This window comes from Terrabacter koreensis, from assembly GCF_054783315.1.
Window position 1 is genome coordinate 556,326 of sequence record NZ_BAAGQU010000004.1, and the last position, 19,691, is coordinate 576,016.

Here is a 19,691-nt window from a genome sequence, read left to right on the forward strand (position 1 = left end):
CCGGGCGGCGGGGTGTCCGTGGGCCTGGCCGTCCTCGGCACGGCGTGGGTCGTCGGTCACGGGCTCCAGATGCCGATCGACCAGCCGGCGACGGGCTCGCTCGTCGACGTCGTCGACACGACGCCGCTGACCGCACCGGCCGAGCGGGCAACTGGGCGGCCCGGGGGCAAGGGGGCCGCCCCGCTGTCCGTCCAACCGGACCCGACCTGGGTGTCGCGCATCTCGTCGCGCACCGGCATCCCCGTCGTCGCGCTGCGGGCGTACGCGCGAGCCTCGATCCTCGCGGTGGCCGACCTCCCGGACTGCCACGTGGGCTGGACGACGCTGGCCGCCGTCGGCCGGGTCGAGTCGGTGCACGGCACACTCGGTGGCGGACGACTGCTGAAGAGCGGTCGGACCTCCCGACCCATCGTCGGGCCTGCTCTCGACGGCGAGGGAGGGGTGGCGCCCCTACGACCTGACGCCGCCGGCGTACGCCTGCACGGGGACCCCACGTGGGACCACGCGGTCGGGCCGATGCAGTTCCTGACGAGCTCGTGGCAGCGGTTCGGGGCCGATGCGGACGCCGACGGCGTCGCCGACCCGACTGACATCGACGACGCCGCGTGGGGCGCGGCACGGCACCTGTGCGCCGGCGGGGTCGACCTGAGCGACGGGCGTGCCTGGGCGCGAGCGGTCTTCGGCTACAACGCCTCCGACGCGTACGTCCGGCGCGTGCTCGACATCGCCGACGCCTATGCCCGGGCGGCCGCGCGACGCTGAGAGCCGGCGGCTGAGCCCGGCCCCACTGCGGTGGCGCCCGGCCCTCCGCCAGCGGAGGTCCGGGCGCCTGTCGGTGCGCCGCGTCAGCAGGGAATGATGTTGTGCTCGGGGCCGAACGGGAACTTCGTGATGTTCTCGGCGCCGTCCTCGCCCACGACGAGGATGTCGTGCTCGCGGTAGCCGCCCGCGCCGGGCTCGCCGTCGAGGACGGTGATCATCGGCTCCATCGACACGACCATGCCCGGCTCGAGCACGGTGTCGATGTCCTCGCGCAGCTCGAGGCCGGCCTCGCGGCCGTAGTAGTGCGACAGGACGCCGAACGAGTGGCCGTAGCCGAACGTGCGGTTCGGCAGCAGCCCGTGTCCGACGTAGATCTCGTTGAGCTCGGCGGCGATGTCCTTGCAGACGGCACCGGGCTTGATCAGCTCGAGACCGCGGCGGTGCACCTCGACGTTGATCTCCCACAGCTCGAGCGACCGCGCATCGGGCTCGCCGAGGAAGAGGGTGCGCTCCAGTGCCGTGTAGTAGCCCGAGGTCATCGGGAAGCAGTTGAGCGACAGGATGTCGCCGCGCTGCAGCGTGCGGGTGGTCGCCCAGTTGTGGGCCCCGTCGGTGTTGATGCCCGACTGGAACCAGACCCACGTGTCGCGGATCTCGCTGTCGGGGAAGGTGCGTGCGATCTCGTGGACCATCGCCTCGGTGCCGATGAGGGCGACCTCGTACTCGCTGATGCCCTCGCGGATCGCCGCGCGGATGGCCTCGCCGCCGAGGTCGCCGATGCGGGCGCCATGCTTGATGACCTCGATCTCCTCTGCGGACTTGACCATCCGCTGGCGCATCGCGTCCTGGGCCACGTCGACGAGCTCGGCGCCGCCGAGCACCGCCTGCAGCTTGGCGTGGGCGTCGAGCGAGAGGGTGTCGAACTCGACGCCGACGCGGCGCGGCATGATGCCGCGCTGCGCGAGGGCCTCCTGGACGCCGTGCTGGAAGTTGTCGCGGCGCCAGTCGGTGTAGACGATGTTCTCGCCGTAGCTGCGACGCCACGGCATGCCGGCGTCGATGTTGGCCGTGACGCTGACCTGTTCGGTCGGGGTGACGACGAGGGCGTACGACCGGCCGAAGTAGGTGAAGAGGAAGTCGGAGTAGTACTTGATGCCGTGGTAGGAGGTCAGCACGACGGCATCGAGCCCCTTGGTCGCCATGATCTGGCGAAGGCCGGAGAGGCGGCGCTCGAACTCGGCGTCGGAGAAGGTCAGGGGGACCTTGGTGCCGTTGTGCAGTTCCTTGAGCCGCTCGAGCTCGCTGACCGACGTGACGGGGGTGGCGATGGACATGGTGGATCTCCTTCAGGGGGTGGTGAATCCGGGGGTGGCGTTGGCCGGGATCAGGTCAGGGGTGGTGCGAAGCTCGGCGCCGATCGACTCGGCGAGCGCGGCTGACGTCCGGTCGAGCAGCAGACGGCCTGCGCTCTCGGAGGCGGCGGCTGCGGAGGAGAGGCACCCGGAGATGGGCGTGAGCTCCGGGCGGACCGGGAGGCGGTCGTAGCGGGGCAGCTGTGCTGCCGGGAGGTCCATCACGCGATCGAGGTGGACGAGCTCGGGGTGCAGGTGCAGCATCAGCGAGGTCTCGAGCACGCCGCCGTGCTCGACGTCCCAACCGGGGAACGTGCCGCGGTAGATCTCCTCGATCGTCTCCTCGTCGACGAAGTCCCAGTAGGACAGCAGGATCACCGACACGTCCTGCCCTCGCTGCTGCAGCTCGGTCGTCGCGAGCTCGACGCCCTCGTAGAGGAACTGGTAGTTCTCGAAGTGGCCGTTGAGGAAGACGACCTGCCGCGCCCCGTGGCGCGCGAACTCGAGCGTCAGCGTCCGGGCGATCGCGATGACGGTGGCCGAGTCGAGGCTCGTCGTGCCGGCCAGGTGGTTGCCACCGCCCGAGCGCTGCTGCGACTTGTAGCCGTACGTGACGGGCGCCGCGACGATGCCGTCGACGGCCTCGGCCAGTCGGGTGCTCATGGCCTTGGCGAGCAGCACGTCGGTCTGCAGCGGGAGGTGGGGCCCGTGCTGCTCGATCGCGCCGACCGGGACGATGACGGGCGCACCGCCACCGATCTTCTCGCGGTAGGTGAAGGCGTCGAGCTCCTCCATGAGGACGGTGGTGGGCATGGCTGCTCCTGAACGGGTCCGGGGGTGCGGGCAGGGTCCAGCGCTGCGGTGGGTGGGCGTGGGCGTTCCCACCCACCGCGCGCCGGTGACGGGGGGTCAGTGCGCGGGCGCCGAGACCTCGGTCGGGGTCGTGGCCGGCCGGCCGGGGGCGTACGCGTGGTCTGCGTCGTGCGCGCACGCGTCGCCGTGGTCGCGGAGGTAGTCCTCGTCGGCCAGGTCGGTCCTGATGCCCAGCGGCACACCGTGGTGGATGCGGTCGCGGAAGCGCGGGTAGCCGAGGGCGAGGTAGAGCAGCCCGGACGTCAGCGTGCCCGCCAGCCACGAGAGGTCGACGCCGCCCATGGCCGTCGCCGCCGGGCCCTGGAAGGCCGGGAGACCCCCGTACATGAACACCCACGTCATGAAGAGGCCGCAGACGAAGGCGACGATCGCCGACCAGTTGACGGCCTTGAGGCGGGTGTCGCGCGGGTTGACGAAGAGGTAGCCGAAGGTCTTGTGGCGGCGTTCGAAGACGAAGTAGTGCACGGCCATGATGCCGCCCCACGTCGCGACCCAGGCCGCGATGGCGATGATCCAGCCGTCGAGCAGCGTCGCGAAGTCCTCGGCGAAGAGGAAGCCGATGACGGCGCACATCGACAGGCAGCCGACGATGACCGAGAGCTTCTTGCGGCCGATACGGATGTCGAGCGCCTGGAACGCGACGCCGAACGTGTAGAGGTTGATGATGTTCGTCGCGATGGGTCCGTGGATCACGAGGAGGATCACGGGGATCGCCATCGCGCCGAAGCTCTTGACGACGAGCTCACCGGGGTCGGCGGTGCCGTGCATCGTCGCCAGGCTGGCGCCGAGCACGCCGAGCCAGACGACGGGCAGGAACTGGCCGAGCACCGAGGTGAGGTAGAGCTTCCACGGCGGGATGCGCTTGGAGACGAACCGCGAGTAGTCCGGCGCGTAGGTGAACCAGCCGATGCCCCAGCCGATCCCGATCGCGGTCATGATGCCCGACATGGCGGCCCACCGCTCTCCGCCGGTCAGCACCTTTCCGGGAGGGCCGGCGTAGCCCCAGTCGATCGGCAGCTGGGTCCAGGCGATGACCGACATGACGACGAGGACGAGGATCGTCGGAGGCATCGTGATGCGCTCGAACTTCGCGATGGCGCTGTAGCCGCGGTAACAGATGCCGACCTGGATGCTCATGATCACGGCGGCGACGCCGATCTTCCAGGCGAGGTTGGACGCGTCCGGGTCGACCCAGCCGATCTTGGCGAAGAGCGCCATGACGAGGTCGAGGATGACCCACGTGTTGACGGCCGACCACCCGACCGCGACGACGGCCTGGATGGCGGCGGGGAGGTAGGCGCCGCGCCGGCCGAACGCACCGCGGGCGAGCAGCATGCCGGTGGCGCCGGTCTTCTGCCCGAGCAGCACGAAGAAGCCGAACCCGACCATGCCGATGATGTTGCCGACGACGAGAACCGTCATCGTGTCGGCGAAGCCGAGACCGAGCTGGATGCCCAGCGCGCCGAGGATCCAGTTGATCGGAGCGACGTTCGCCCCGGCCCAGATCCAGAACTGTCCGGAGACCTTGGTCGTTCGGGCGGACTCCGGCACTGGCTGGAGCACGTCCTCTACGGAATGGGTCACGTCTTCCGAGTGACTCTTGGTGGAAAGGCTCATGTGGGGACTGCTTTCGTCGTTGAAAACCCCTGAGGATGAATGGCCGGCTGCGACAACGGTAGGATCTGCCTTCCGTCCCTTCCAGACTCACACTGTCTCCTCTCACGGCCCGATCAGGTGACAAAGTGTCACCCCCACTGCGAGGGTGACTGCTATGTCCCTTCTGCTGCGCGAGATCCTCGACAGTGGCGCCCTCGCCCCCGGCGCGCCGCAGGTGGTCGCTGCCCAGCGCGGCGTAGGGACGGCCCGGGTGCGGTGGGTGCACTCCAGCGAGGTGCTCGAGATCGCGCCGCTGCTGTCCGGCGGCGAGCTGCTGCTCACCGGCGGGGTCGCGCTGCTCGCGCTCAAGCCCGCGGCCCAGGTGGAGTACGTCTGGAGCCTCGCGTCACGGGGCGTCGCCGCGCTCGCCGTCGAGACGGCCGGGTCGGGCCGGCACCTGCCTGCCGAGCTGGTCGCCGCCGCCGAGGAGGCCGGTCTGCCGCTGCTGGAGCTGCGTCAGGTGGTCCCGTTCGTCGAGGTGGCCGAGGAGGTCAACCGCCGCATCGTCTCGGCGCAGGTGGCAGCCTTCCGCGTCGCGGACCAGCTCTCCCAGGCCCTCACGGAGCGGCTCGCGAGCTCCGGCACGGCCCTCGAGCCGCTGCTGGGCGTCATCGCCGAGACGCTCGGGGTCCACGTACGGGTGCTCGACACCCGCGGCGGCCTGCTCGGGCAGGCCGGTCCGGAGCCGGACGCGGAGGCCGAGCCGCTCGGGGTCGAGCTGTCGGTCAGCGCGATCGGGGTCGCCCACCTCGAGCTGCTGGGCAGCCCGGTGGCCGACGTGCAGACCCGGGAGACCCTGGAGACGGTGCTCGCCAGGGTGCGCAGCATCGTCGCGCTGGCGCTCGCCCGGCACAGCCGGCCCAGCCTGGTCAGGCTCGCCGAGGACGAGCTCGTGCGGCTGATCGGCGCCGGCGGGGGAGGTGAGCGCCTCCTCGAGCTGTGCCAGGCGGGTGGGATCGACCCCGAGCGGCCCCTCGTCATGGCGGTGGTGCGGCGCCCGGCCGACGGGCGCATCGACACGGAGCAGCGCACCCGACGTGCCCTGCCGGCCTCGCTCGTCGTCGCCCACGCGGACTGGCTCGAGATCCTCATGCCGCTCCAGGCAGCGACGCAGGCCGAGCGGGCGCGGGCTCTCACGGCGCTGCGGGCCGCGATCGCCGGCACCGGTCTGACGGGCGCACTCGGCCCCACGGCCCCGACCGTGCGGCAGGCCTCGCTCTCCCTCGCGGAGGCGCGCGCGACGTGGCGCCTCGGCCGGTCGGCGAAGGGCACGGCCGCCGTCCACGACGCCTCCGACTACCTCGTGGAGCGGATGGCCGAGAGGTCGCTGTCGCGCAGTGTCGTCGACGCCCTCGTCGAGGAGGCGCTCGGTGAGCTGGTGCGGCTCGACCAGCGGTCCGGCGGCGAGCTGGTGCGCACCCTCGACGTGTGGATCTCCACCGGCTGCAACGCGACCGAGTCGGCGCAGCTCCTCTTCCTCGAGCGGCAGTCCCTGCACAAGCGGCTCCGCCGGATCTTCCAGGTGCTCGGTGGCGACCCGCGAGGGCGGGGTCAGCTCGCGGCGTTGGCGCTCGCGCTCCGGCTCGTGCGCGGAGGCGCCCAGCTGCGCGACGACCTGCGCTCCTGACCGCGGTGCCGGCCGGCTGGGCGGGCCGTCAGAGGACGGCGCGGACCGCCTCCTCGAAGTGCTCGACGTGCGACGCGGCCAGCTCGGCGGCGCGGTCGGCGTCCTTGGCCACGATCGCCTCGAGCAGGGCCACGTGCTCCTTGATGTGCTCCGAGACGGACGGCAGCCGTTCGAGCACGAGGCACCAGATGCGCGTCGCCAGGTTGTCGAGCCGGACGAGGGTCTCCTCGAGGTGGGGGTTCTCGGCGGCGCGGTAGATGAGCCGGTGCACGTCGATGTCGTACTCCATCAGCGGACGCTTGTCCTCGGGCTCGTCGCCCATCGACCCGATCTGCCGCGCCTTCTCGGCGAGCTCGGCACGGATGTCCGCGCGCGCGACCAGAGCGGCCCGCCGCGCGGCGAGTGGCTCGAGGACGTGGCGCATCTCGGAGATCGCGGCGAGGTCTGTGATGTCGACCTGCGTCGCGAACGTGCCCCGCCGCGGATAGGACACGACGAGGTGGTCGAGCTCGAGCTTCTTGAGGCTCTCGCGGATCGGGGTGCGGCCGATGCCGAGGTCGCTGCCCAGCTGCGCCTCGTTGATCGGGGCGCCGGGTGCGATGTCGAGCATGACCAGTCGGTCGCGCAGCACGTGGTAGGCCTGCTCGGCGAGTGAGCCGTACGCCAGTGCTGGCGCCGTCGCGGTCATGGTTCCTCCCGGGTCGGTGGCCACGGTGTCGTGGTCGAGATCGTCGATCTTTCCGGACAGACCGTTGACGACCCGTCCCGGCAAACATACTATTGCGATCCCGATGATATATCAGTCATCGACAACAAGGACATCAACTTCCGGAGGGCTTCATGTCCCAGCTCACCATCACCCCGACCGCCGCCGGCACGCTGCTCGACGAGGACCTCGAGCAGCTCGATCCCGAGGTCGCCGCCGCCATCGGGGCCGAGCTCCGGCGCCAGCAGGGAACCCTGGAGATGATCGCCTCGGAGAACTTCGCCCCGCTCGCGGTCATGCAGGCGCAGGGCTCGGTGCTGACGAACAAGTACGCCGAGGGCTACCCGGGTCGCCGCTACTACGGCGGGTGCGAGCACGTCGACGTCGTCGAGTCGCTCGCGATCGAGAGGGTCACGGCGCTCTTCGGGGCGGCACACGCCAACGTCCAGCCGCACTCGGGGGCCCAGGCGAACGCCGCGGTCATGCACGCGCTGCTCACGCCGGGCGACACGATCCTCGGTCTCGACCTCGCCCACGGCGGTCACCTGACGCACGGCATGCGCCTCAACTTCTCGGGCCGCCTCTACGACGTCGTGGCCTACGGCGTACGCGAGGACACCCACGTCGTCGACATGACGGAGGTCGCGCGGCTGGCCAGGGAGCACCGGCCGAAGATGATCGTCGCCGGTTGGTCCGCGTACTCGCGGCACCTCGACTTCGCGGCGTTCCGGCGCATCGCCGACGAGGTCGGCGCGTACCTCTTCGTCGACATGGCCCACTTCGCAGGGCTGGTCGCCGCCGGCCTGCACCCGTCTCCGGTGCCGCACGCCCACGTCGTCTCGTCGACGACGCACAAGACGCTCGGTGGCCCCCGTGGCGGCATCATCCTCACGAACGACGCCGACATCGCCAAGAAGATCAACTCCGCCGTCTTCCCCGGCCAGCAGGGCGGCCCGCTCGAGCACGTCATCGCCGGGAAGGCCGTCGCCTTCAAGGTCGCCGCGGGGGACGAGTTCCGCGACCGCCAGCGGCGCACGCTCGCCGGCGCGTCGATCCTCGCCGAGCGCCTCACCCGGCCCGACGTCACCGACGCGGGAATCGGGGTCGTCTCGGGTGGCACCGACGTGCACCTCGTCCTGGTCGACCTGCGCCACTCGCAGCTCGACGGCCGGCAGGGGGAGGACCTCCTCCACTCCGTCGGCATCACCGTCAACCGCAACGCCGTGCCGTTCGACCCGCGCCCGCCGATGGTGTCGTCGGGCCTGCGCATCGGTACGCCGGCGCTCGCCACCCGCGGCTTCGACGAGGCCGCCTTCACCGAGGTCGCCGACGTCATCGCCACGGCGCTCGCCGGCGACGGCTCCGAGGCGACGCTCTCCGCGCTGCGACAGCGGGTCGACGCCCTCGCGGCCCGGTTCCCCCTCTACCCGACCCTCGAGAAGGTGCAGTGACCATGAACCAGCGTGAGCTCCCCGAGCACCCGGACTTCCTCTGGGCCAACCCCGAGCCGAAGCGCAGCTACGACGTCGTCATCGTCGGCGCCGGCGGCCATGGCCTCGCGACCGCGTACTACCTCGCGAGCAAGCACGGCATCACCAACGTCGCCGTGCTCGAGCGCGGCTGGATCGCCGGCGGCAACATGGCCCGCAACACGACGATCATCCGGTCGAACTACCTGTGGGACGAGTCGGCCGCGATCTACGAGCACTCGCTCAAGCTGTGGGAGAACCTCGAGGAGGAGCTCGGCTACGACGTCTTCTTCTCGCAGCGCGGCGTGCTCAACCTCGCCCACACGCTGCAGGACGTGCGCGACTCGGTGCGCCGCGTCGAGGCGAACCGCCTCAACGGCGTCGATGCCGAGTGGGTCGACCCCCAGCAGGTCAAGGAGCTGTGCCCGATCATCAACATCGGCGACGACATCCGCTATCCCGTCATGGGCGGCACGTACCAGCCGCGCGCCGGCATCGCCAAGCACGACTGGGTCGCCTGGGGCTACGCCCGTCGCGCGAGCGAGCTCGGCGTCGACATCATCCAGAACTGCGAGGTGACGGGCTTCGTCATCGACGGCGGGCGGGTCACCGGCGTGGAGACCAGCCGGGGCCGCATCAACGCGGGCAAGGTCGCGCTGTGCGCGGCCGGGCACACCTCGGTGCTCTCCGAGCTCGCCGGCTTCCGCGTGCCGATCCAGTCGCACCCCCTGCAGGCCCTCGTCTCCGAGCTGCACGAGATCATCCACCCCACCGTCGTCATGTCGAACCACGTGCACGTCTACGTGTCGCAGGCGCACAAGGGCGAGCTCGTCATGGGGGCCGGCATCGACTCCTACAACGGCTACGGCCAGCGCGGCTCGTTCCACGTCATCGAGCACCAGATGTCGGCGGCCGTCGAGCTCTTCCCCGCCTTCTCGCGCGCCCACCTGCTGCGCACCTGGGGCGGCATCGTCGACGTGACGATGGATGCCTCGCCCGTGATGGGCAGGTCGCCCGTCGACGGCATGTACGTCAACTGTGGTTGGGGCACCGGCGGGTTCAAGGCCGTGCCCGGAGCCGGCTTCGCCTACGCGCACACCATCGCCACCGACGAGCCGCACGAGCTCAACCGGGGCTTCGGCCTCGACCGCTTCGTCAGCGGCGCCCTCATCGACGAGCACGGCGCCGCAGCCGTCGCCCACTGACCGTCACGCAAGGAGACCCCGATGCTCATCATCGACTGCCCGAACTGCGGGCCCCGCCCCGAGACCGAGTACGGCTACGGCGGGCAGGCGCACGTCGCCTACCCCGAGGACCCGCACGCCCTCACCGACGAGGAGTGGGCGCAGTACCTCTTCTACCGCGACAACCCCAAGGGCGACTACGCCGAGCGGTGGGTCCACTCCGCCGGCTGCCGCAAGTGGTTCAACGCGGTCCGCGACACCCGCACCTACGAGATCTCGGCGGTCTACCGCACCGGCGAGACCCGCTCCGAGACCCAGAAGGGAGCCTGACATGGCAGCCGACCAGACCCGGCGCATCGACGCCGGTGGGGCCATCGACCGTTCCACGCCCGTCGAGCTCGTCGTCGACGGCGCCACCCTGACGGGCTTCGCAGGTGACACCGTCGCCTCTGCCCTCGTCGCGAACGGCCGGCTGCGGGTGGGCGACTCCATCTACCGCGGCCGCCCGCGCGGCATCCTCTCCGCGGGCGTCGAGGAGCCGAACGCGTTCGTGCTCGTCCACGGCGACCACGACGAGTCGATGCTCCCGGCCACCACCCTCGAGCTCGTGCCCGGCCTGGACGTGCGCCTGCTCGACGGCATCGGCGTGCTCGACCAGAAGCCCGACCCTGCCGAGTACGACAAGATGCACGTCCACGCCGACGTCGCGGTGGTCGGTGCCGGCCCCGCGGGCCTCGCCGCCGCGCGGGCTGCCGCAGCGACCGGCGCGCGCGTCGTGCTCCTCGAGCAGGACTTCCGCCTCGGTGGCAGCCTCCTCGCCTCGCCCGCCGAGGTCGTCGAGGGCGTGCCCGCTGCGCAGTGGGTCGAGCAGGTCCGCGCCGAGCTGGAGGCCGCACCGGAGGTGCGCGTCCTCATCCGCACGACCGCCTTCGGAAGCTACGACAACAACCACCTCATCGCCGTCGAGAAGCGCGCCGAGCACCTCGACGGGACCGCGCGCGACGGCATACCGAGGCAGCGCATCTGGCACGTGACGGCCGCCCAGGTCGTCCTGGCCACCGGAGCCTTCGAGCGGCCGATCGTCTTCGCCGACAATGACGTTCCCGGTGTGATGCTCGCGTCGTCCGTCACCACCTACGTGCGTCGGTATGCCGCGCTGCCCGGCCGCGAGGCGGTCGTCGTGACGACGAACGACTCCGGCTACGCCGCCGCGCACGCGCTGCTCGAGGCGGGTGCATCCGTGCAGGTCCTCGACGCACGTGACGAGGGCGCGAGCCCGGTCGTCGCGTCGGCCGCGCAGGCCGCCGGCCTCAGGGTGCGAACCGGATGCGCCGTCGTCGGCATCGACGGGGACGCGTCGGTCGAGGGCGCCTGGGTCGCTCGCATCGACGCCGAGGGCGCTCTCGTCAGCGACGCCGAGCGGGTCGTCTGCGACCTCGTCGCGGTCTCCGGCGGCTGGACGCCCAACGTCAGCCTCCACAGCCAGCGCCAGGGCGCGCTGCACTGGGACGACGACCTCGCCGGCTTCGTGCCCACCGCGGCCGTGCGCAACCAGCACCTGGCCGGTGCTGTTCGCGGCACGTACTGGACCGACGGCTGCCGGGCCGAGGGTGATGCCGCAGGAGTGGCCGCCGCCTCAGCCGCAGGGTTCTCGGCCGCATCGCGCAGCACCGCGATCGGGGCCGACGCCGTCGCAGAGGAGCGGGTCGCCCGCGCCGGGCGGACCCGTCAGCTGTGGGTCGTCGAGGGGCGCGAGGGCGGCTATGCCACGCACTTCGTCGACCTGCAGCGCGACAACACGGCCGCCGACGTGCTGCGCGCCACCGGCGCCGGCATGCGCTCGGTCGAGCACGTCAAGCGCTACACGTCGATCAGCACCGGCGTCGACCAGGGCCGGATCGGGGCGGTCAACACGATCGGCCTGCTGACGCGGGTGCTGTCGGGTGACGACACGCGTGCCATCCCGCCCGGCCAGCCCGGCCAGGACGAGACCGCAAGTGGTCCCGCCGCGGGCGCGGCACGGCCCACGCCCGGCGCGATCGGCAACACGACCTTCCGGGCCCCGTTCACCCCGGTCGCCTTCGCAGCGCTGGCCGGTCGCTCTCGTGGCGACCTCTTCGACGCCGCACGCACGACGTCGATCCACCCGTGGCACGAGGCGCACGGCGCGCTCTTCGAGGACGTCGGCCAGTGGAAGCGGCCGTGGTACTACCCCCGCCCGGGCGAGGACATCGACGCCGCCGTGGCCCGCGAGTGCCGCGCAGCCCGCGAGGGCGTCGCCTTCATGGACGCGACCACTCTCGGAAAGATCGAGATCCGCGGCGCCGACGCAGGGGAGTTCCTCAACCGTCTCTACACCAACGCGTTCAAGAAGCTCGCCGTCGGCAAGGCTCGCTACGGCGTCATGTGCAAGCCCGACGGCATGGTGTTCGACGACGGCGTCGTGCTGCGCCTGGCGGAGGACCGCTACTTCGCGACGACGACGACCGGCGGAGCCGCCCGCGTGCTCGAGTGGCTCGAGGAGTGGTCGCAGACCGAGTGGCCCGACCTCGACGTCGTGTGCACGTCGGTGACCGAGCAGTGGTCGACGATCGCCGTCGTCGGCCCCCGGTCGCGCGAGGTCATCGCGCGCATGGCGCCCGACCTCGACGTGACGCGAGAAGGCTTCGGGTTCATGGAGTTCCGCGAGACGGTGCTCGCCTCGGGCATCCCGGCACGTATCTGCCGCATCACCTTCTCGGGTGAGCTCGCCTTCGAGATCAACGTGCCGACCTGGTACGGCCTGCAGGTGTGGGAGGACGTCGCCGAGGCCGGTGCGGACTTCGACATCACGCCCTACGGCACCGAGACGATGCACGTGCTGCGGGCCGAGAAGGCGTACCCGATCGTCGGTCAGGACACCGACGGCACCGTGACCCCGCAGGACCTCGGGATGAGCTGGATCGTCTCCACGACGAAGGACTTCGTCGGCAACCGTTCCTACTCGAGGTCATCCCACCGCGCCGCGGACCGCAAGCAGCTCGTCAGCGTGCTGCCCCTCGACCGGAGCCTGCGCCTGCCGGAGGGCGCGCAGCTCGTCGAGCCCGGCGCGCTGGGCGACTACACGGGTGAGGGCCTGCCCTCGCGCCCGATCCCGATGCTCGGTCACGTCACGTCGAGCTACCACTCCCAGGCGCTCGGCCGATCCTTCGGCCTCGGGCTCGTCAAGGCCGGCAGGGACCGGATCGGCCAGACGCTCATCGCGTCCTTCGAAGGACGCTTCGCCGAGGTCGAGGTGGCCGACGCGGTGCTCTACGACAAGGAAGGGGCCAGGCGAGATGGCTGAGCAGACGATGACGATGACGGCACCGGAGGACACCACGGTCGAGGTCGCGGCGCACGTGCCGCCGGTCGACCGGGCCCGGGTGCTCGCGCTGCGACGCAGCCCCGCTCAGGGACTCGATGAGGAGATGCGGCGCGGGTCCGGTGCGGCGGCGCGACTCCGCGAGGTCCCGTTCCTGACCCAGGTCGCGATCCGCGCGACGCCGGGTCGTGACGGCTCCCTCACCGAGACGCTCGGCCTGCACCTGCCGACACACGTCGGCGAGGTCGCGGGTGCCGGAGACGGAAACGGCCTCGCCGTGCTCTGGCTCTCGCCCGACGAGTTCCTGGCCGTCGGCCCGGACGAGGCCGAGAGCGGCGTCTCCCCGGAGGCGTATGCCGGCGGGCTGGCCGAGGCCCTGGGCTCCGAGCGCGGGCAGGCGGTCGACGTGTCGGCCAACCGCACGACGCTCGAGCTGTCCGGGTCACGGGCACGGTCCGTGCTCGAGAAGAGCTGTGAGCTCGACCTGCACCCCCGCGTGTTCCCGGTCGGGGCGGCCGTCGCGACCCTGCTCGGCTCCACCGGAGTCATCCTGTGGCGCACGGGCGAGGACACGTGGCGGGTCATGCCGCGCGCCTCCTTCGCGACGCACGTGGTGCGCTGGCTGCTCGACGGGATGCGGGAGTACCGCTGATGTCGCTCAGCGCCCTCGACCTGTTCTCGGTGGGGATCGGGCCGTCGTCGTCGCACACGGTGGGTCCCATGCGGGCAGCCCGGCGGTTCGCCGCCGGGCTGGCCGACTCGGCCCTGCTCGACCGGACGGCGCGGGTGCAGGTGCAGCTCTACGGGTCGCTGGGCGCGACCGGCCACGGGCACGGCTCCGACCGCGCCGTCCTGCTGGGGCTCGAGGGTGAGGACCCCGAGACCGTCGACACGTCGCACGCGGTGGTGCGGGTCGAGGCCGTCCGAGCCGACCGCAAGCTCGCACTCGACGGCACCCACCGGGTCGACTTCGACCCCGACGAGGACCTCGTGCTGCACCGTCGGCGCGCGCTGCCGGGACACCCCAACGGGATGACCTTCGAGGCCTTCGACGAGGCAGGGCGCTCCCTCCGTGCTCGCACCTACTACTCGGTCGGTGGCGGCTTCGTCGTCGACGACGAGGCGATCGGTGCGGACCGGGTCGTCACCGACACCACCCCGGTGCCGCACCCGTTCAGCACCGGTGCCGAGCTGCTCCAGCGCTGTCGCGACACCGGGATGTCGATCGCCGGCGTGATGATGGCCAACGAGCGTGCCTGGCGTCCCGAGCACGAGGTGCGCGAGCGGCTGCTGCACCTCTGGGGCGTCATGCAGGAGTGCGTCGAGAGCGGCTGCGCCCGCGAGGAGCGCACGCTGCCCGGCGGCCTGCGCGTGCGTCGCCGGGCGCCGGAGCTGCGCGACCGCCTCCGACGCCACGAGGCGGACGTGCGAGCTGCGACGGGCGGGGCGATGCCCGACCCGCTGTGGGCCATGGAGTGGGTCAACCTCTACGCACTGGCCGTCAACGAGGAGAACGCCTCCGGCGGTCGCGTCGTCACCGCCCCGACGAACGGGGCCGCCGGCGTCATCCCCGCCGTCCTGCACTTCTACGCCCGCTTCGTCGACGGTGCCGACGACGACGGGATCGTCGAGTTCCTCCTCACCGCAGCGGCTGTCGGCATCATCGTGAAGCTGGGCGCCTCGATCTCGGGCGCCGAGGTCGGGTGCCAGGGCGAGGTGGGATCGGCCTGCTCGATGGCGGCAGCGGGCCTGTGCGCCGTGCTCGGCGGCACACCGGAACAGGTCGAGAACGCGGCCGAGATCGGGATCGAGCACAACCTCGGACTGACGTGCGACCCGGTCGGCGGCCTCGTGCAGATCCCCTGCATCGAGCGCAACGCCATCGCCTCGGTCAAGGCCGTCAACGCGGCGCGGCTCGCGATGCAGGGCGACGGGGAGCACAAGGTGACCCTCGACCAAGCCGTCAAAACGATGCGCGAGACCGGCGCCGACATGAAGATCAAGTACAAGGAGACGTCGCGAGGTGGCCTCGCCGTCAACGTCATCGAGTGCTGACACGCGGGCCGTCAGGCCCGTCCACGAGAGGAGTCTCGCATGAGCACCGTCACGAGTGCCGTCACCCAGCAGGTGGGCTACGTCCTCACGCTCGACTGCCCCGAGGCCGCCGGCCTCGTCCATGCCGTGTCCGGCTTCCTCATGGACCAGCACGGTGACATCCACGAGCTCAAGCAGTTCGACGACGTACGCGGCGGGCACTTCTTCCTCCGCGTGCACTTCGCGATCGCCGGCGACCAGTCCGACCCGGGCGTCGACGCCCTGCGCGAGGCCTTCGCCGCCGTGGCGCAGCGGCACGGCATGCGCTTCGAGCTGCGTGAGGCCTCGGCGAAGCGGCGGGTCCTCGTCATGGTGTCGAAGTTCGCGCACTGCCTCAACGACCTGCTCTTCCGCTCCCGCGTCGGGGAGCTGCCGATGGAGATCGCTGCCGTCGTGTCCAACCACCCCGACCACCGAGCGCTCGTCGAGTGGCACGGCATCCCGTTCTTCCACGTGCCGGTCACTGCCGCGACCAAGCCGGCGGCGGAGGCGAGGCTGCTCGACCTCGTCGACCGCTTCGAGATCGAGCTCGTCGTGCTCGCGCGCTACATGCAGATCCTCAGCGACGACCTCACCGAGCAGCTCACCGGGAGGGCCATCAACATCCACCACTCGTTCCTGCCGAGCTTCAAGGGGGCCAAGCCGTACCACCAGGCGTGGGAGCGCGGCGTCAAGACGGTCGGCGCGACGGCGCACTACGTCAGCAGCGAGCTCGACGAGGGCCCGATCATCTCCCAGCAGGTGCGCGAGGTCGACCACTCGTTCGGACCCGAGGACCTCGTGGCCGCGGGACGGGACACCGAGTGCCGGGCCCTGTCGAACGCCGTGAAGTGGCACTGCGAGGGGCGGGTCATCCTGCACGGCAACCGGACCGTCGTGCTGCTCTGACGCGGACCAACCCGACGACCCGCAGGTGGTCCGGGCCGATCGATGGCGTCATCGTGCGCTGACCGGATGTCGGTCGCGCGGCCGAGCAGGGCGGGTCACCGGGTCGGGGAGAGAGCGACCACGAGCTCACGCACCACAGCTGGGTCGGCCAGACGGTCGCCGTAGAGCTCGCGGAGCTGCCCCATCCGGTAGCGCACGGTCTGCGGGTGCACGTGCAGGGCGGCGGCCACCTCCTCGCGGCGGCCCTGGTGCAGCAGCCACGACAGCAAGGTCTCGGCGAGCCGCTCCCGCGTGCTGGGCGACAGATCGGCGAGTGGGGCCAGGGCGTGGTCGCGCAGGTCGGCCAGCGCCTCGGTGTCGGCTGTCAGCACGAGGTCGGCCAGGTGCCGCTCGCTGTCCACCGCAGCGCCGGTGCGCGACGGCCGCGCCAGCGCCGCCGTGCGCAGGGCGCGGTCGTAGGAGGACCGCGCCTCCGCCCAGGGGCGCGGTGGCCCGACGACGGCGTGGCGCCCCCGCAGCTGCCGCAGCAGGTACCGACGCCCCGTGCCGTCCGCGTCGGGGACGAGCAGCAGGGTGAGCGGGTGGTCGGGGTCGGCGTCCTCGATGCCCTGCAGGTCCTCGCCGACCTGGAGGGTGTCCGCGTGGAGGGAGGCGACGGCGCGGCGGGCCTCGGCTGCCGGCAGCAGCACCGCGGTCAGGGACGCCGGCGGGGTCCACTCGGCGCGGGCAGCGGCCGCGGCGAGAACGTCGGCACCGGCACGGGCGAGCAGCTGCTGACCGAGCCGCTCGCGGTAGCGTTCTCGCACCCGGCCACTGGTCGTCAGCTCGTCGGTGTGCCCGGCGACGCTGGCAGCCGACAGCTCGTCGATGTAGGCGAAGAGCAGCTCGGCGAACTTCGCCATCGTCGCTGCCGTGAGCCCCGCGTCGGCCGCGGCGGCAGCCAGCTCGCGCCACGCCACCCGCGCCCCGACTCGGTATGCCGCGAGCAGGCTGTCCATCGACCGTCCACCCCGCGCCTCGCCGCGCCCCAGGGCGTACGCGCCCTCGCGGGTGGGGCCCAGCGGCGTGCTCGCGTCGACGTCCCGGCCCCCGCCCGCGAGCTTGAGGAAGCCGGCGATGGCCATCTGCACGGCGCGCTCGATGGTGTCGCCCGCCACCCCGCCGAGCGCCCCGCGGTAGTCGGGGACCTCGTCGACCACCGCCGCGACCGTGGTCGCAGCGATGGCGGGGAGGCGCTCACGCAGCTGGCGGAGCACGGCGTGGTCGAGCTGGAGGTCTGCTGCGCCTCGAGCGGTCGCCCGGGCAGGCTCTGACGCCATCAACTATTCCCTCCGAACAAGAGTTCCCACATTCTTCACGCCCTGCGGTCAGGATCTTACCCTTGCCTGCCAGTCATGCTGGAGACATGAGCCTGCTAGCACCCTCGACCCGAGCCGCCCGACCGTCGCTGCGCCGACGGATCGTCGCCCTGGCCGAGCGCGCGACGTCGCCCCTCCTTCCGGCCGACTACCTCGACCTCTTCGACCCGCTGCGCCCCGGTGCCGACCTGCGCGGCCGCATCGTCGAGGTCAGCCCCGAGACCGTCGACGCGGCCACCGTCGTCATCCGCCCGGGCGCCGACTGGGCCGGCCACGTGCCGGGGCAGTACGTACGCGTCGGCGTCGACGTCGACGGCGTACGCCAGTGGCGGGCCTACTCCCTCACCCACGGCCCGCGCGCCGACGGCAACATCTCCATCACCGTCAAGGCCGTGCCCGACGGCCTGGTCAGCAACCACCTCGTGCGCGAGTCCCGACCGGGCACGCTCGTGCACCTCGAGCAGGCGCAGGGCGAGTTCGTGCTGCCCACCGATGGGGGCAAGTTCCTCTTCGTCACGGCCGGCTCAGGCGTCACGCCGGTCATCGGCATGCTGCGCAACCTCTTCCCCGTCGCCGATGGGGGCGTCGTACGCCTGCCCCGCGCGGCGGCATACGACATCGTCGTCGTGCACGTGGCGCCGAGCGAGCCGCACTCGATCTTCATCGACAACCTCCGGGCCCTCGACGAGGCAGGCCTGATCCGCCTCGTCGCCCGCTACGACGACGAGCACGGCGTGCTCGACGTCAACGACCTCGACACCCTCGTGCCCGACCTGCACGAGCGGACGACCCTCGCCTGCGGCCCCGGCGGGCTCCTCGACGCCCTCCAGCGACACCACGACCAGCGCGGGCTGGGCCTGCTCACCGAGCAGTTCCGGGCGACGACGCTCGTCGTCGGCGAGGGCGGCACCGTCGACTTCACCGGCTCCGGCACGACGGTCGACGCCGACGGCGCGACACCCATCCTCGACGCTGCCGAGGCCGCCGGCGTGCTCATGCCGTCCGGGTGCCGCATGGGCATCTGCTTCGGCTGCGTGCTGCCGCTGCGCGAGGGCGCCGTGCGCGACCTGCGCACCGGCGAGGTCACGACGGCGACGCCGGGCGAGACCGAGGGCCAGGGCGTGCCCATCCAGACGTGCATCTCCGCAGCCGCCGGCGCCTGCGTCATCGACCACTGACCACTGAGACCAGACCCCAAGAGGAGTCACCATGACCGTCCTGCAGAAGAAGGCCCACAACCCCATCGGGCACCTCAGCGCCGCGGACATCGAGCAGATCGGCGTCGAGCTCGACGCCATCCGTCAGTCCGTCATCGACACCCGCGGCGCCGATGACGCGGCCTACATCCGCAAGGTCATCGCCACCCAGCGCAAGCTCGAGCTCGGCTCTCGCGCAGTCCTTCTCGTGTCGATGTTCCCGCCGGCCTGGCTCGTCGGCACCGCCGGCCTCGCCGTCGCCAAGATCATCGAGAACATGGAGATCGGGCACAACGTCATGCACGGCCAGTGGGACTGGATGCGCGACCCGAAGATCCACTCGACGACGTGGGAGTGGGACAACGCCAGCCCCTCGGAGCAGTGGAAGCACTCGCACAACGAGCTGCACCACACGTACACGAACGTCATCGGCAAGGACAACGACCTCGGCTACGGCATCATGCGCGTCGACGAGGACCAGCGCTGGGTGCCGCTCTACGCCGCGCAGCCGCTGTGGAACTTCGTGAACGCCTGTTTCTTCGAGTACGGCATCGCGGCTTACGACCTCGAGCTCGGCAAGAACCTCGCCACCAAGGAGCGACGCCAGGACCCCGACTTCCGGGCGCGCGCCAAGGTGACGCTGAAGAAGATCCGCAACCAGATGACGAAGGACTACGTCATCCACCCGCTCCTGTCCGGCCCGTCGTTCCTCAGCACGCTGACGGCCAACGCCACGGCCAACCTCATCCGCAACCTCTGGACCCACTCGGTCATCATGTGCGGCCACTTCCCCGAGGGCGTCGAGACCTTCGAGCGACGCTCGATCGTGGGGGAGACCCGCGGCGAGTGGTACCTGCGCCAGATGCTCGGCTCGGCCAACATCAGCGGCAGCAAGGCCATGCACTTCATGACCGGCAACCTCAGCTTCCAGATCGAGCACCACCTCTTCCCCGACCTGCCGAGCAACCGCTACCAGGAGATCGCCCCGCAGGTGCAGGAGCTCTTCCGGAGGTACGGCCTGACCTACACGACGGGCTCGCTCCCGCGTCAGGTGGCGTCCGCGTGGAAGAAGGTCTTCCGCCTGTCGCTTCCCGACGGCCTCCTGCGCCGGGGTCGGGCCACGGTCGTCCCGATGGCCACCCGACCCGACCCGAGGTCCTCGGCCGCTGCCTGAGGTGGGCTC

The 19,691-nt window shown here is 71.3% G+C and carries 16 protein-coding genes; 11 read left to right on the forward strand and 5 right to left on the reverse strand.

The features are described 5' to 3' along the window. The first annotated feature begins 18 nt into the window (after positions 1 to 18). Positions 19 to 762 carry a lysozyme family protein gene (locus ACYVNR_RS05300; RefSeq protein WP_461047074.1) on the forward strand — a complete coding sequence of 248 codons (744 nt, stop codon included), beginning with the start codon at positions 19 to 21 and terminating at the stop codon, positions 760 to 762. An 83-nt stretch (positions 763 to 845) separates the two neighbouring features. Here the strand turns inward: ACYVNR_RS05300 and ACYVNR_RS05305 are convergent, their stop codons facing one another. The 3 genes from ACYVNR_RS05305 to ACYVNR_RS05315 form a co-directional block, all read right to left on the reverse strand. Then, positions 846 to 2,096: a M24 family metallopeptidase gene (locus ACYVNR_RS05305; RefSeq protein ID WP_045191413.1), complete on the reverse strand. Its 1,251-nt coding sequence runs from the start codon at positions 2,094 to 2,096 to the stop codon at positions 846 to 848. 12 nt (positions 2,097 to 2,108) lie between these two features. Then, positions 2,109 to 2,927, reverse strand: coding sequence for a creatininase (locus ACYVNR_RS05310; RefSeq protein WP_461047076.1), 819 nt, complete (start codon positions 2,925 to 2,927; stop codon positions 2,109 to 2,111). 96 nt (positions 2,928 to 3,023) lie between these two features. Then, on the reverse strand, positions 3,024 to 4,604 hold the full coding sequence (locus ACYVNR_RS05315; RefSeq protein WP_461047078.1) for a purine-cytosine permease family protein: 1,581 nt from the start codon (positions 4,602 to 4,604) through the stop codon (positions 3,024 to 3,026). Between the two features lie 154 nt (positions 4,605 to 4,758). On the opposite strand from ACYVNR_RS05315, the gene ACYVNR_RS05320 reads away from it, so the two are divergent. Further along, positions 4,759 to 6,270, forward strand: coding sequence for a PucR family transcriptional regulator (locus ACYVNR_RS05320; RefSeq protein ID WP_461047080.1), 1,512 nt, complete (start codon positions 4,759 to 4,761; stop codon positions 6,268 to 6,270). 28 nt (positions 6,271 to 6,298) lie between these two features. Here ACYVNR_RS05320 and ACYVNR_RS05325 read toward each other — a convergent pair whose 3' ends face one another. Further along, complete coding sequence (locus tag ACYVNR_RS05325; RefSeq protein WP_045191494.1) at positions 6,299 to 6,958, reverse strand: GntR family transcriptional regulator; 660 nt, start codon at positions 6,956 to 6,958, stop codon at positions 6,299 to 6,301. A gap of 152 nt (positions 6,959 to 7,110) precedes the next feature. Between ACYVNR_RS05325 and glyA the strand changes: the two genes are divergently transcribed. From glyA to purU, 7 genes are read left to right on the forward strand one after another with little or no spacing between them, the layout of a single operon-like run. Continuing rightward, on the forward strand, positions 7,111 to 8,427 hold the full coding sequence (glyA, locus tag ACYVNR_RS05330; RefSeq protein WP_045191416.1) for a serine hydroxymethyltransferase: 1,317 nt from the start codon (positions 7,111 to 7,113) through the stop codon (positions 8,425 to 8,427). A gap of 2 nt (positions 8,428 to 8,429) precedes the next feature. Next, positions 8,430 to 9,650: a sarcosine oxidase subunit beta family protein gene (locus ACYVNR_RS05335; protein WP_458798668.1), complete on the forward strand. Its 1,221-nt coding sequence runs from the start codon at positions 8,430 to 8,432 to the stop codon at positions 9,648 to 9,650. A gap of 21 nt (positions 9,651 to 9,671) precedes the next feature. Next, positions 9,672 to 9,959 (forward strand): sarcosine oxidase subunit delta, encoded by a 288-nt coding sequence (locus tag ACYVNR_RS05340; RefSeq protein WP_045191418.1) that lies wholly within the window; start codon positions 9,672 to 9,674, stop codon positions 9,957 to 9,959. Between the two features lies 1 nt (position 9,960). Further along, positions 9,961 to 12,954, forward strand: a complete 2,994-nt coding sequence (locus ACYVNR_RS05345) for an FAD-dependent oxidoreductase (protein WP_461047083.1) — start codon at positions 9,961 to 9,963, stop codon at positions 12,952 to 12,954. Continuing rightward, on the forward strand, positions 12,947 to 13,624 hold the full coding sequence (locus ACYVNR_RS05350; RefSeq protein WP_461047087.1) for a sarcosine oxidase subunit gamma: 678 nt from the start codon (positions 12,947 to 12,949) through the stop codon (positions 13,622 to 13,624). Before ACYVNR_RS05345 ends, ACYVNR_RS05350 begins: the two co-directional genes overlap by 8 nt. Then, on the forward strand, positions 13,624 to 15,027 hold the full coding sequence (locus tag ACYVNR_RS05355) for an L-serine ammonia-lyase (RefSeq protein ID WP_461047089.1): 1,404 nt from the start codon (positions 13,624 to 13,626) through the stop codon (positions 15,025 to 15,027). Before ACYVNR_RS05350 ends, ACYVNR_RS05355 begins: the two co-directional genes overlap by 1 nt. Before the next feature lie 39 nt (positions 15,028 to 15,066). Further along, a complete protein-coding gene (gene purU / locus ACYVNR_RS05360) occupies positions 15,067 to 15,954 on the forward strand; it encodes a formyltetrahydrofolate deformylase (RefSeq protein WP_461047091.1) in 888 nt (295 codons plus the stop codon). Between the two features lie 95 nt (positions 15,955 to 16,049). On the opposite strand, the gene ACYVNR_RS05365 is transcribed toward purU, so the two are convergent. Continuing rightward, positions 16,050 to 17,273 carry a PucR family transcriptional regulator gene (locus tag ACYVNR_RS05365; protein ID WP_461047093.1) on the reverse strand — a complete coding sequence of 408 codons (1,224 nt, stop codon included), beginning with the start codon at positions 17,271 to 17,273 and terminating at the stop codon, positions 16,050 to 16,052. Positions 17,274 to 17,359: 86 nt separating this feature from the next. Here ACYVNR_RS05365 and ACYVNR_RS05370 point away from each other — a divergent pair, with 86 nt between their 5' ends. Next, entirely contained in the window at positions 17,360 to 18,490 is a 1,131-nt protein-coding gene (locus ACYVNR_RS05370) for a flavin reductase family protein (RefSeq protein WP_461047095.1), read from the forward strand. Positions 18,491 to 18,521: 31 nt separating this feature from the next. Further along, the gene (locus tag ACYVNR_RS05375) at positions 18,522 to 19,682 is read left to right on the forward strand and encodes a fatty acid desaturase family protein (RefSeq protein WP_461047097.1); all 1,161 of its coding nucleotides are present in this window, start codon (positions 18,522 to 18,524) and stop codon (positions 19,680 to 19,682) included. Positions 19,683 to 19,691 lie beyond the last annotated feature (9 nt).